General features: G+C 74.8%; 12 protein-coding genes and 1 riboswitch. Of the genes, 6 read left to right on the top strand and 6 right to left on the bottom strand.

Annotated features, from left to right (window positions below; genetic code table 11):
• Positions 1-78: 78 nt before the first annotated feature.
• On the bottom strand, positions 79-585 hold the full coding sequence (locus D7044_RS17760; RefSeq protein WP_120680339.1) for a DUF402 domain-containing protein: 507 nt from the start codon (positions 583-585) through the stop codon (positions 79-81).
• A gap of 123 nt (positions 586-708) precedes the next feature.
• Between D7044_RS17760 and D7044_RS17755 the strand changes: the two genes are divergently transcribed.
• Positions 709-2,868, top strand: a complete 2,160-nt coding sequence (locus tag D7044_RS17755) for an ATP-dependent DNA helicase (protein ID WP_120689566.1) — start codon at positions 709-711, stop codon at positions 2,866-2,868.
• A 47-nt stretch (positions 2,869-2,915) separates the two neighbouring features.
• Here the strand turns inward: D7044_RS17755 and D7044_RS17750 are convergent, their stop codons facing one another.
• Positions 2,916-4,268, bottom strand: a complete 1,353-nt coding sequence (locus tag D7044_RS17750; protein WP_120680335.1) for an AI-2E family transporter — start codon at positions 4,266-4,268, stop codon at positions 2,916-2,918.
• Positions 4,269-4,373: 105 nt separating this feature from the next.
• On the opposite strand from D7044_RS17750, the gene D7044_RS17745 reads away from it, so the two are divergent.
• Positions 4,374-4,712 carry a GroES family chaperonin gene (locus tag D7044_RS17745; RefSeq protein WP_120680333.1) on the top strand — a complete coding sequence of 113 codons (339 nt, stop codon included), beginning with the start codon at positions 4,374-4,376 and terminating at the stop codon, positions 4,710-4,712.
• Between the two features lie 125 nt (positions 4,713-4,837).
• Positions 4,838-5,005, top strand: coding sequence for a hypothetical protein (locus D7044_RS32680; protein ID WP_165947321.1), 168 nt, complete (start codon positions 4,838-4,840; stop codon positions 5,003-5,005).
• An 80-nt stretch (positions 5,006-5,085) separates the two neighbouring features.
• Here the strand turns inward: D7044_RS32680 and D7044_RS17740 are convergent, their stop codons facing one another.
• On the bottom strand, positions 5,086-6,510 hold the full coding sequence (locus D7044_RS17740) for a PrsW family intramembrane metalloprotease (protein ID WP_233565021.1): 1,425 nt from the start codon (positions 6,508-6,510) through the stop codon (positions 5,086-5,088).
• A gap of 65 nt (positions 6,511-6,575) precedes the next feature.
• A riboswitch (SAM riboswitch) is annotated at positions 6,576-6,697 on the top strand.
• A 45-nt stretch (positions 6,698-6,742) separates the two neighbouring features.
• Between D7044_RS17740 and D7044_RS17735 the strand changes: the two genes are divergently transcribed.
• The gene (locus tag D7044_RS17735; protein WP_411710987.1) at positions 6,743-8,008 is read left to right on the top strand and encodes an aminotransferase class V-fold PLP-dependent enzyme; all 1,266 of its coding nucleotides are present in this window, start codon (positions 6,743-6,745) and stop codon (positions 8,006-8,008) included.
• An 89-nt stretch (positions 8,009-8,097) separates the two neighbouring features.
• Here D7044_RS17735 and D7044_RS17730 read toward each other — a convergent pair whose 3' ends face one another.
• Positions 8,098-9,270, bottom strand: coding sequence for an FUSC family protein (locus D7044_RS17730; protein WP_411710990.1), 1,173 nt, complete (start codon positions 9,268-9,270; stop codon positions 8,098-8,100).
• 163 nt (positions 9,271-9,433) lie between these two features.
• On the opposite strand from D7044_RS17730, the gene D7044_RS32675 reads away from it, so the two are divergent.
• Complete coding sequence (locus tag D7044_RS32675) at positions 9,434-10,081, top strand: HD domain-containing protein (protein ID WP_199716664.1); 648 nt, start codon at positions 9,434-9,436, stop codon at positions 10,079-10,081.
• Here D7044_RS32675 and D7044_RS17720 read toward each other — a convergent pair.
• A complete protein-coding gene (locus tag D7044_RS17720) occupies positions 10,062-10,364 on the bottom strand; it encodes a DUF4031 domain-containing protein (RefSeq protein ID WP_199716663.1) in 303 nt (100 codons plus the stop codon). The two genes, D7044_RS32675 and D7044_RS17720, sit on opposite strands and share 20 nt — an antisense overlap.
• 114 nt (positions 10,365-10,478) lie before the next feature.
• Between D7044_RS17720 and D7044_RS17715 the strand changes: the two genes are divergently transcribed.
• Positions 10,479-11,879 carry an FAD-binding oxidoreductase gene (locus tag D7044_RS17715; protein ID WP_120689565.1) on the top strand — a complete coding sequence of 467 codons (1,401 nt, stop codon included), beginning with the start codon at positions 10,479-10,481 and terminating at the stop codon, positions 11,877-11,879.
• 9 nt (positions 11,880-11,888) lie between these two features.
• Here D7044_RS17715 and D7044_RS17710 read toward each other — a convergent pair whose 3' ends face one another.
• Entirely contained in the window at positions 11,889-12,416 is a 528-nt protein-coding gene (locus tag D7044_RS17710; RefSeq protein WP_120689564.1) for a hypothetical protein, read from the bottom strand.
• Between the last annotated feature and the right edge of the window lie 19 nt (positions 12,417-12,435).

The following is a 12,435-nucleotide window of genomic DNA, read 5'->3' as shown; positions in this document are numbered from 1 at the left end:
CCGCCCGGCCCGAACCCGCCCGGCAACGCGCCCCCTCGCCACCCCACCCGACAGGCACCCACCCCTGGGGGAGGAAGGTCAGAGGACCAGGGCGAGCCACTTGCGGTAGGCGGTGGCGAACGGCTCGGTGCCGTCGCCGAGCGCCGTGAAGAGCCACCGCGCCGCCGCCTCCGCCTCCGCCACGACCTCCTCCGGGTAGCCGAAGCGGACCCGGTGCTCGGCGAACTCGTCCTCGTCACGCAGCTCCACGACGCCTGTCTCGCGTCGACGGACCACATCCAGGTCGAGGTCGTAGAGGTGAACCGTGTCGTCGGACTCCCAGCGGGCCGGGCTGGCGATGTCGCAGTAGACCTCACTGGTGCGCGGCGGTGGGTTGAACATGCCGGTCCACCACGCCTGGTGGGGCACCAGGAGCACGAACGGGATCTGCTCCACCGACGGACGACCGTGGTAGATCGACTGCGTACCGGCGGTCACGCCGAGCCAGACCCCGAGGTCGTCCTCTGTGAGCCGCCGGGCCGGGTAGTCGCGGTGGGCGCTGCCGTCGTACTTCCGGTAGATCACACGGACCACGTCGCTCGGCATGAGTCGCACCCTAACCGATACCACCCACTCGTCGTAGCGCTCGCGTCACGGGCTGGAACCTGACATGCCGCCACGCGGCGGAGGGGCGCGCCCGGTGTCGGCGGCGGCGGGTACCGTCGCACGGTGACCCTCCCCCGTGCCGCCACCGGTTCCCGCACCCCGCCGGCCCGTACGGGACGGCGTCGGGGCGCCCGGCCGAGCGGCACGGAGCTGCTCGCCGCCGCCGTGGGTGCGGTCCCCGGTGGCGCCACCCGCCCCGGCCAGGAAGAGATGGCCACGGCGATCGAGGAGTGCGTGGCCTCCCGCGAGCACCTGCTGGTGCAGGCCGGCACCGGCACCGGGAAGTCGCTGGCCTACCTGACCCCGGCGCTCACCGTCGACGGGCCGGTCGTCGTCTCCACCGCCACTCTCGCGCTCCAGTCCCAACTCGTCGACCACGACCTGCCCCGGCTGGCCGACGCGGTCGAGCCGCTGCTCGGCCGGCGGCCCACCTTCGCCGTGCTGAAGGGACGACACCACTACCTCTGCCTGGCCCGGCTCGACAACTCGACCGAGGAGGAGCCGGGCGACGCCCTCTTCGACGCACCGTCCTCCGGACCGGCCGGCGGCAAGTGGCTCGGTGAGGCCGGCCGGCTGGGCAAACAGGTCCAGCGGCTGCGGGACTGGGCGACGGAGACCGAGACCGGCGACCGGGACGAGCTGGATCCGGGCGTCGACGACCAGGCCTGGCGGCTGGTCTCGATGCCGGCCCGCGAATGCGTCGGAGCGGCCCGCTGCCCGTTCGGCGCGGAGTGCTTCGCCGAGGCGTCCCGGGCCCGGGCCCGGGAGGCGGACATCGTCGTCACCAACCACAGCCTCCTCGCGGTGGACATGCTCGCCGGGCGGCAGATCGTGCCACCGCACAAGCTGCTCGTCGTCGACGAGGCGCACGAGCTGGCCGACCGGGTCTCCTCGGCGGCCCAGGCCGAGCTGGTGCCGGAGTTGATCGACCGGACGACCCGGCGGGCCCGCCCGCTGCTGAAACCGGAGACCGCGGAGGCGCTCACCGCGGCGGGCGACGCGCTCGCGGTAGGGCTGGCCGAGGCGCCGGCCGGGCGGCTCACGGCCGGGCTGCCGGCGCCGCTGCGCGAGGCGTGCACCCTGCTCGACGCGGCCACCCGAGCCGCGCTCGACGCGATCGGGGACGTCAAGTCCGACGACCCCGACCCGGTACGCAAGCAGCAGGCCCGGGCCGCGCTGGACGAGCTGTCGAATACGGCGCAGCGGCTGCTGGAGGAGTCCGAACACGACGTCGCCTGGGTCGAGAAGCCCGACAACGGCAGCCGCCGCGCCCTGGTGGTCGCCCCGCTCTCGGTCGCCGGGACCCTCGCCACCCACCTCTACGAGGACCGCACCGTGGTGGCCACCTCGGCCACCCTGACCCTGGGCGGCCGGTTCGACACGGTGGCCCGGGCGCTGGGGCTGGAGGCCCCGCCGGCGGCACCGCCCTCCCCGGCGGCCGCCGCCATGGCCGCCGCAACCGGCCGGAGCGGACGGCCCGGCCCGAACGACGGCGGCACCCGCGCCGAGGCGAGCCCGGGGCGCGCGGCGGGCGCCGAGGTCACCAGCGGGCCGGGCTGGCGGTCGCTGGATGTCGGCTCGCCCTTCGACTACGCCCGACAGGGCATCCTCTACGTCGCCGCGCACCTGCCCCGGCCGAGCGTCTCGGGGCTGCCCGACCCGGCCGGCGCGGAGCTGCTGGAGCTCGTCCAGGCGCTCGGCGGGCGTACCCTCGGGCTCTTCTCCTCCCGGCGGGCCGCGCAGCAGGCGGCGGAGCTGGTCCGCGCGCGGACCGACCTGCCCGTGCTGCTGCAGGGCGAGGACGCGCTGCCGCTGCTGGTCCGCCGGTTCCGCGAGGAGCGCGAGAGCTGCCTGTTCGGGGTGATGTCGCTCTGGCAGGGGGTGGACGTGCCCGGCGAGGCCTGCCAGCTGGTGGTGATCGACCGGCTGCCCTTCCCCCGGCCCGACGAGCCCCTCGCCGCGGCCCGGGCCGCGGCGGTGGACGCCGGCGGCGGCTCCGGCTTCGCCGCGGTCAGCGTGCCGATCGCCGCGATCCGCCTCGCGCAGGGCGTCGGACGGCTCATCCGGGCGACCGGCGACAAGGGAGTCGTCGCGGTCCTCGACTCCCGCTTGGAGACCGCCCGGGGTTACGGGCCGTTCCTGCGCCGCTCGTTGCCGCCGTTCTGGTACACCACCCGCCCGGAGGTCGTCCGGGGCGCCCTCACCCGCCTCGCCGACTCCTGACCGGGCGGCCCCGCGCCCACCGTGGTGCGGGGGGCCGCCGGGCCGGGTCAGGGGGCGTGCGAGGCGACCACCACGGCGTCCGGTGGGGTCGCCGGCACGGTACGCGCGGCGAGCCGCCGGACGGCGGTGTTCAGGACCGCGATGAGCGGTACGGCGACCAGCGCGCCGGTGATCCCGGCCAGCACCACACCGGCGGCGATGCCGATGATCACCGCGAGCGGGTGGATGGCCACCGCACGACCCATGATCAGCGGCTGGAGCACGTGCCCCTCCAGCTGCTGAACGCCGATCACCGCGCCGAGGATGATCAGCGCGGTCACCGGACCGCTGTCGACGAGCGCGACCAGCACGGCGACCCCGCCGGAGAGCGCCGCGCCGACGATCGGGATGAACGCGCCCAGGAAGACCAGCGCGGCCAGCGGGAAGGCGAACGGGATGTCGAAGATGACCAGGAAGATGCCGATGCCGACGGCGTCGATGAAGGCGACCAGCACGGTGGCCCGTACGTAGGCGACGAGCGTCCCCCAGGCGGCCCGGCCGGCGTCGTCCACCCGCCAGCGGGCTGCCACCGGCAGCAGCCGGACCAGGAAGCGCCAGATCCGGCTGCCGTCGCGGAGGAAGAAGAAGGTCGCGAAGAGCACCAGCAGCATGCCGGTGACCACCTCGGCCAGGGTGCCCGAGATGGTGGTGGCCGCATCCGTGAACCGGCCGGTGTTCTCACTGACCCACTTCTGGCCCTCCTCGATGTAGCGATCGAGTTGGCTGTCGGAGACGTGCAGCGGGCCGGTCTTCAGCCACTCCTGGATCTGCCGGACGCCCTGAGTGGACTTGTCGCTCAGCTCCGGCACACCCTTGATGAACTCGTTCACCACCAGGGTCAGCGTGCCGACCACCGCGGCCAGGCCGCCGACCAGCACCACCGCGGTCGCCAGCGACCGGGGGAACCGCGCGCGCAGCAACCAGCCCACCGCGGGGGCGAGCAGCGCCGAGAGCAGCAGCGCGATGGCGAGCGGAATGATGACGATGCGGATCGTGCCGACGATCCGCAGCAGCGCCCAGGCGACCAGGCCGATCACGATCAGACGCCACGACCAGGCGGCGGCGATGCGCAGCGCGTGCGGCACCTCCGCGTCGTCCCGGCTGGTGGTGCTCGGCGGCGGGGGCGGCGGCAGCTCCTCGTCGACGACCGTCGCCGTCGGTGGCGCCACCGGTCCCGGCGACGCCGGGGAGGCCACCCCAGCCCCGGCGGGAACGTCGTGGGACGTGGTTCGCGCGTGGCGTCTGGACGACCGCACCGACTCGTACCCGCGACGGAGCCGGTCGCGTACCCGCTCGAAGCGGCTCAAGCGCACCTCCTGGCAAGACGGCCCGTCCGCCCATGGCGACAGGTCGGACAGCATACGCCGGCCTTCGTCACCTTAGGCCTGTTCCGCAACATTGCCCTGGCCGCCGTGACGGTAACCACCGCCTCGGGTGGCGGGGGCGACACGGTAGCGTCTGAGGACGTGACCGCCCAGAACGATCTCGACGCCGGCCTGCCGATTCGCCTGCTGCACGACCGGGTGCTGGTCCGGTTGGAGGGGAGCGAGGGCGAGCGCCGCTCCAGCGCCGGCATCGTGATCCCGGCGACCGCCGCGGTGGGCAAGCGGCTCGCCTGGGCCACCGCCGTGGGCGTGGGTCCGAGCGTCCGCTCCATCGTCTCCGGCGACCGGGTTCTCTTCGACCCCGACGACCGCTCCGAGGTCGAGCTGCACGGCCGGGGCTACGTGCTGCTGCGCGAGCGGGACGTGCACGCCGTGGCCGCCGAGCGGGTCGACGAGGGCGCCACCGGGCTCTACCTCTAGCGGGTCCCCCGTCGGGCGGTGCCGGACCGGCTCCGGCCGCACGGACCCCGCTCGCACGGCACGGACGCCGTTTGCACCGCTCCCCGCCGGGAAGCCAGCCGCATCACCGGCCCTGGGGAGGGACGATGCCCGAATGGATCAGGAAGCTGCTGTTCTGGGGCTTCATCGCGTTCCTGATCTACTTCATGGCCTTCCGGCCGGACGGCGCGGCGAACATCTTCAAGGCGATCGGAGCGGGTCTGGTGGCCATGTTCCAGGGGCTCGGGGACTTCCTCACCAGCCTGATGACCTGACCCGCCTGCGCCGGCCGCACGGCGCGACGCCCGCGCACGCACCGCCGGTCGGCACCGGCTCGCACTCCGGCGCCGACCGGTCAGGCGTGTCCGGGCCGGCCGGAGTGCGGCGGGTGCCAGCCCGGCGGAACGGGCGCGGGCGGGGGCCCGCCCAGCACCACCGGGATCGGCACCACCGGCTCGACCGGCGCGGCCACCGTCCGCTCCGAGCCGTCCGGGAAGCGCAGGTGGTAGCGGTCGCCGTCCCACACCCCGGCGGGCGCCTGCGGGTCCCGACCGACGAAGAACGAGCGGTACGCGGTGATCGCCTCCAGCAGCTCCCGCTCCTCCCGGGCGGTCCGCTCCTGATCCGCCGCCTTCCGGTCCAGACCGCGTAGCGAGCCGTCGCGCAGCAGGGCCAGCCGGGTGGCGGCGAACTGGTAGCCGCGCATCGCCCGCACCCCGGCGTCGCCGGCCACCCGACGGGCCCAGGCGCGGGCCGCGTGCCGACGACCGAGGCTGCTCAGCGCCGCCACCTCGGGCGGGCTCAACCAACCCGCCCGGACGTAGTCCGGCAGCCTGCGCTCGGTGAGCCGCCCCTCCCAGGCGCGCAGCCAGACGGCCAGCCCGACCATGCCGAAGAAGATCGGCACCATCAGGCCGATGAAGCCGTACAGCATGATCAGCGGTTGGCCGGCGGCCTGGCTGAGCGTCGGCAGCAGGTTCCACGTGCCGTGCAGCATCATGGCCAGCAGCAGACCCGCGACGGGCGCCAGTACCCGGACCCGACGGTCGGCCGTCCGGGCGGCGATGCCCAGCCCGACCCCGGTCATCGAGGTGAAGAGCGGATGGGCGAACCCGAAGAGCAGGATCCGGACGATGAAGATGGCGATGACCTGCTGCGCCCCGGTCGCCGGCCCGAACCGCTCCGCGCCGCTGGCGAAGCCGTAGCCGCCCAGGTAGAGGATGTTCTCCACCATGGCGAAGCCGACCGCGGAGAGCCCGCAGTAGACCAGCCCGTCGGTGATGCCGGACCACTCCCGTCGCCGGAACACCAGCAGCAGGATCGGCCCGAGCGCCTTGGTCAGCTCCTCGACGAACGGGGCGACCAGCACACCGGTGAGGGCGGCCGGCAGGTGCGCGTCGGCGATCCGGCCGGCCGCGAAGTCGTTGACGGTCAGCGAGGCGGCCGTGGCGACGAAGGCGCCCCAGGCGAAGCAGAAGATGAGGTACTTCAGCGGCTCCGGCTCGTACCGGTCGAGCCAGAGGAAACAGCCGACCAGCACGGGCACCGGCAGGACGGCGGTCGCCGCGCCGATCAGCAGCGCCTGCACGCCGATGTTCTCGCCGATGGTGTAGACCATGAAGACCGCGCACGCCGCGATGAGCAGCACCAGCCCCGCGAGCACCAGCAGCCGCCGCCAACCCAGCCGACGCAGCGGCATCCGGGGCGCGGCACCCGGGGCGGACGGGGCGGACGGCGCGGTCGGCGACGGCGGTACGCCGCCGGGCGGGGTGTCGGCCATGCGGTCAGCCTAGCCACCACCGGCCGGGTGGTCCTGGCGCATCGGCAGCCGCTATGCTGCCCGCAGGTCACGAGCGCCAGCGTCAAGCCCCGGCTTGCTGGCCGGCAACCCTCGTCGAGTTCGCGGTGGGGTGCCCCGGGTGATGACCGGGCCCGGCCCCGATCCGCGTGCCGGGCAAGCGCGGACCCCGTCCCGACGTAGCCCCGGGGTCCCTGGCCCGGGAGGTTCCCCCGTGTCCGTCGCCCTCGTGTCCCCGAACGCCACCGTGCCCGCCGTCCCGGCCGAGGCGGAGCCGCTCGACGTGCTCGGTGTACCGGGTGAGATCAACCTCGACTACGCGGCCACCGCGCCGTGCGCGCGGGCCGCGGCCGACGCGGTGGCCGAGCTGCTTCCCTGGTACGCGAGCGTGCACCGCGGCGCCGGCGCGCTCTCCCGCCGCTGCACGCTCGAATACGAGCGGGCCCGGCAGACGGTGGGTGACTTCTTCGGCGCCCGGGCCGACGACCACGTGATCTTCACCCGTAACACCACGGACGCGCTGAACCTGCTGGCCCGGGCATTGCCCGCCGGCACCACGGTGGTCACCTTCGCCGGCGAGCACCACGCGAACCTGCTGCCCTGGCCGCGCGGCTCGGTCCGGTTGCCGGTGCCCGCCGACTCCGGTGAGGCGGTACGCGCGCTGGACGCGGCGCTCGCCGAGCTGCGTCGGGCGGCGCAGCCCGGGCTGCCGGTGCTGGCGGCCTTCACCGGGGCGAGCAACGTGACCGGCGAACGGTGGCCGGTGGCCGAGCTGGCCCGGGTGGCCCGGCGGCACGGCGCCCGGATCGCCGTGGACGCAGCGCAGCTCGCCCCGCACGTGCCGGTGGACCTGCTGGCGCTGGACGTGGACTACCTCGCCGTCTCCGGCCACAAGCTCTACGCCCCGTTCGGGGCCGGCGCGTTGATCGGCCGGTCCGACTGGCTCGACGCGGCGCAGCCGTACCTGGCCGGCGGCGGTGCCACCGCCCGGGTCGGGGCTGGCACGCACGAGGTCACCTGGGCGGTCGGCCCGGCCCGGCACGAGGGGGGTACCCCGAACCTGCTGGGAGCGGTGGCGCTGGCCGCCGTCTGCGACGCCCTCAGCGACGCGGACCGTGCGGCGCTGCACGAGCGGGAGCAGCGGCTGCTCGCCCGCCTCCGCGAGGGCATCGCGGCCCTGCCGCACGTGGTGGAGCTGCGCACCTTCGAGCCGGACGCACCGCGAGTCGGCATCGTCTCCTTCGCGGTCGCGGGGTGGGACTCCAGCGAGGTCGCCGCCGAGCTGGCCCGGAAGCACTCCATCGGGGTGCGCGACGGGTTGTTCTGCGCGCACCCGCTCGCCCAGCGGCTGCTCACCGAGGCGGCCACCCGCTCCGGACGGCGGGACCTGCCGCCGACGGCGCTGCGGGCCAGCATCGGGCTGGGCAGCACCGAACAGCACGTCGACCGGCTGATCGCGGCCCTCGCCACGTTCGCCTGAGCCCCCGGCGGCGAGGCACCGGCCGAAGCCCCCGGAGCACGCCGCACCGGGCCGGTCGCGGCGCGCCGACGGGCGGCGCGGTGGGACGGTCAGCCGACGGGCGGCGCGGTGGGCGGTTTCGGCCGCCCACCGTCCGGTTCGGGGCTGCCGCCCCGGGGCGTGTCCAGATCGCCGAAGGAGCTCCGGATCAGCCGGTTCGCCTCCTCCTGATCGATCCCGGAGGCCACCAGCAGGTCGCTCGCCGCCGTGCGGACCTGCGCCACGACGACGCTGCCGGAGAAGCCGACCCCGTCCTCGTACGCCCGGCCGGCCTCGCTGACCGCGCGCAGCGACCGCTCCCGGGCCTGCTCCGGCTCGTCGCCCACGGCGAACTCGTGTCTGAGCAGGCGTACCGACTCGGCGAGATGGTTGATCGCGTCCGGCATCGGCTCGGGGATCGGCTCCTCGTCCTCGATCAGGGTGACCGACCGGCGGATGAGCGTGCCGCTGTTGCGCATCGCCCGGTCGATCGGGTCGGCCGCGTCCGCGTAGTGGGTCAGCTCGTTGCGGCGGTGCCACCGGGCCGGTGACAGGGTCGCGGTCTCCTTCGCCCCCTCGATCGCCTCCACGAAGGTGGCCAGCTGCTCCTTGTTGTCGCGGAGCCGGTCCAGGGCCCGCTGCACCCTCGCGCGATCCCGGCTGCGCAGGCCGTCCGCGGTGGCGTCGAGCTGCGCGGCGAGCAGGTCGAGCGCCGGCCGGGCGGCCCGGTTGAGCACCCGGAGCGGGTTGAGCGGCAGCAGGATGGCGGTCACCAGCAACGCGATCCCACCGCCGAGGAAGGCGTCGACGAATCGGGGGATCTCCAGGTTCTGCGTGGAGGGGCTCAGCGTCACGATCAGCACGGCGGTGGCCGCCGCCTGGATCACGATCGCGACGCTCGCGCCCGCGAAGATCGTCAGCAGGATGGCCGCCGTGACCACGATTCCGAGTTGCCAGGCCCCGGTCCCGAGGACGTAGATCAAGCCGTCCCCGACCGCCACCCCGACCGCCACTCCGATGATCAGCTCCACCGTGCGCCGGAACCGTTGGCCGACGGAGGCCGCCAGGGTGCCGACCGCCGAGATGGGCGCGAAGACCGGCTGCGGGTTGCCGAGCAGCCGATGCGACACCAGGTACGCCAGCGCGGCCGCCAGCCCGGCCTGCACGGCCAACCCGGCGGCCATCCGGACCCGGTGCAGCCGCTCGTGCAGCGTCGCCTTGCTGATGTGCCGGACCTGCTCCATCGCGTCGGCGATGCGCGTGCTGTCGGTGTCGGCGACCAGCTCACGCGGGCGCACCCGTCCGAACCGTTTACGCTCCCGGGCCGCCGTCATGCCCGCTACTACCCGGGGCGCGCCCGGTGAATCCTCGCTTCCGGACCCTTCGGGGCTGGGGCAGACTCGTCGCGTGGCCGAACTACTCGAACGGTGGACGACGGCGACCCGGGGCGCCGGCGCGACCGGCCCGGCCGGGCCGACCGAAGCCGGGGAGGAGCTGTTGCGCCGGTGGCGGGAGCCGCACCGGCACTACCACACCGTCGACCATCTCCGCGCGGTGCTGGACGTGATCGACCGGCACGCCGCGCTCGCCGTACGACCTGACCTGGTCCGGCTGGCCGCGTGGTGCCACGACGCGGTCTACGACCCGCGGGCCGGTGGCGACGCGAACGAGCGGGACAGCGCCGAGCTGGCCGTCCGGCTGCTCACCGGTCTCGGGCTCCCGGCCGACGCGGTGGCCGAGGTCCGCCGGCTGGTCCTGCTCACCGCCGGGCACCTGGTCGACGCCGGGGACGCCGACGGCACCCTGCTCTGCGACGCCGATCTCGCCGTGCTGGCCGCGCCCGCACCGACCTACGAGCGGTACGCGGCGGCGGTGCGACGGGAGTACGCCCACGTGGCCGAGGCGGAGTTCCGGGTCGGCCGGGCGCAGGTGCTCCGCGCACTGCTCGACCTGCCGGCGCTGTTCCGGTCGCCCCCGCTGGCCCGACTGTGGGAGCAGCCGGCCCGGGCGAACCTACGCCGGGAGCTGGCCGTCCTCACCGCTCCTGCGGGGTAGCGAGGTCACCGGTCTGCGCCGCCCGGACCAGGTGCTTCGGCCGGCGCAGCCCGGCGGCGCGCAGCAACCGGGCCAGCTCCCGGCTCGGCACCACGCGCGCACCGAGCCAGACGGCCATCGCGAACCGGGTGGCCGGGATGTCGTAGTGGTCCCGGTCGAAGCCCCGCCGGGGCGAGCCGAGCGCCTCGGCGAACGCGTGCAGCTCCGCGTACGAGACGTCGCTGATCAGGTGGGACCAGAGCCGGCCCCGGGACGGCCAGGCGGGCTGGTCCAGGTAGAGCATCCCCCCAACGTAGCGCGATGTCCGGCAGCGCCGGCGTTGTCCGGCACCGCGCCGACCCGCCCCACGCAGTGGATCATGTTGATGAACGGCGTCCGGGCACCTAGCCTCTCCAGCATGGCCGGATCCCCCCTCATCGACGAACTGCTTGCCACCCTCGGCGAGAGCGCCGTGCTGACCGATCCGGACCTGCTCCGGATCCACGAACGCGACGAGGCCGACCTCTGCGCCGCCGGCACCCCGCTGGTCGTCGTCCGGCCGCGCAGCACCGAGGAGGTGGTCGCCGTGGTCCGGGCGGCGGCCCGGCACGGCGTACCCGTGGTGCCGCAGGGCGCCCGCACCGGGCTGGCCGGGGCGGCGAACGCCGTCGACGGCGCGCTGGTGCTCAGCACCGTCGCCATGGACGAGATCCGGGAGATCGACCCGGTGAGCCGCATCGCGGTGGTGCAGCCGGGCGTGGTCAACGCGGCGCTCGCCGCGGCGGTGGCGAAGCAGGGGCTCTGGTACCCGCCGGACCCCGGCTCCTGGGAGTCCTCCACCATCGGCGGCAACGTCGCCACCAACGCCGGCGGCATGTGCTGCGTGAAGTACGGCGTGACCACCGAGTACGTGCTCGGCCTGGAGGTCGTGCTCGCCTCCGGCGAGGTGCTGCGCACCGGCCGGCGCACCGCCAAGGGCGTGGCCGGTTACGACCTCACCCGGCTCTTCGTCGGCTCCGAGGGCACCCTCGGCGTGGTCACCGAGGTGACGGTCGCGTTGCGGCCCGCCCCGGCGGAGTCGCTGACCCTGGTGGCGGTCTTCCCCACCACGGCGGCGGCGGGCGCCGCGGTCGCCGAGATCGCCGCCCGCGGGCTCAGCCCGAGCCTGCTGGAGCTGCTGGACCGGACCCACCTGCGGGCCATCGAGGCGTACCGGCCGATGGGTCTGCGCACCGACGCCGAGGCCCTGCTGCTGGCCGCTGCCGACACCGGCACCCGGGCGGCGGACGACCTGGCGGCGCTCGCGGAGGTGTGCGAGGCGGCCGGGGCCGACGAGGTCTTCGCCGCCACCGACGCGGTCGAGGCGGCGGCCCTGCTCCAGGCCCGCCGGCTCGCGCACCCGGCCATGGAGAAGTTCGCCGCGGACGCCTACCCGGGCGGCAACGGTGGCCTCGTCATCGACGACGTGGCGGTGCCCCGGGGCGCACTCGCCGCGCTGCTCGACGGGGTGTCCCGGATCGCGGCGGAGTGCGACGTGCCGATCGGCGTCGTGGGCCACGCCGGGGACGGCAACCTGCACCCGAACATCGTGGTGGACCGGGCCGACCCGGCCAGCCTGGAGCGCGGCCGGCGGGCCTTCGACGAGATCATGCGGCTCGGCCTGGAGCTCGGCGGCACCTGCACCGGCGAGCACGGGGTGGGCCTGCTCAAGCGGGACTGGCTGGCCCGCGAGATCGGGCCGGTGGGCGTACGCGTGCACCAGGCGATCAAGGCGGCGCTGGACCCGACCGGGCTGCTGAACCCCGGAAAGATGCTCTGAGCGCCGGGGCTACTGCTCCGTCAGCTCGGCCGGGGTGGCCTGGGTGAGCAGCAGGAGGACCTCGCCGGCGATGGGCGGGGCCTCCACCCCCGGGCAGTCCTCGGTGGTGATCGACCCGACGGCGGTGAGCAGGCTGGAGGTCAGCGCGTCGATGCAGGTCGACCGGTAGTGCCGCGCCTGGTCGGTCTCCGCCGCGAGCCCCGGATCGGCGAGGAGCTGCTGCAACCGGCTCACCTGCTCGGGGGCGAACCCTCCGGTGGAGGTCACGCCGTCACCGGCGCAGTCGAGGCACTTCCAGGTGCCGTTCTTCTCGACCTGCAGGGTGCGCAGCGGGCCGTACGCGCCGAGCTTCTGGAAGAGGCTGACCTGACCGTCCCCCACTGTGGTCGGAGCACCCGGCTCCGGCAGCGCGCTCGCCGGGTCGGTGGGCGCGGGGGCCGGCTCGTCCGTGGAGGCGTTGACCAGGGTGCAGCCGGTCAGCGCGGTGGAGAGCAGCACACCGAGGAGAGGACCGAGCAGACGTGAGGGGCGGGACACTCGCCGGAAGCTACCGCAC

Source organism: Micromonospora musae (genome assembly GCF_003626635.1).
Taxonomy (GTDB): domain Bacteria; phylum Actinomycetota; class Actinomycetes; order Mycobacteriales; family Micromonosporaceae; genus Micromonospora; species Micromonospora musae.
This window is presented reverse-complemented; position numbering and strand designations above follow the sequence as displayed.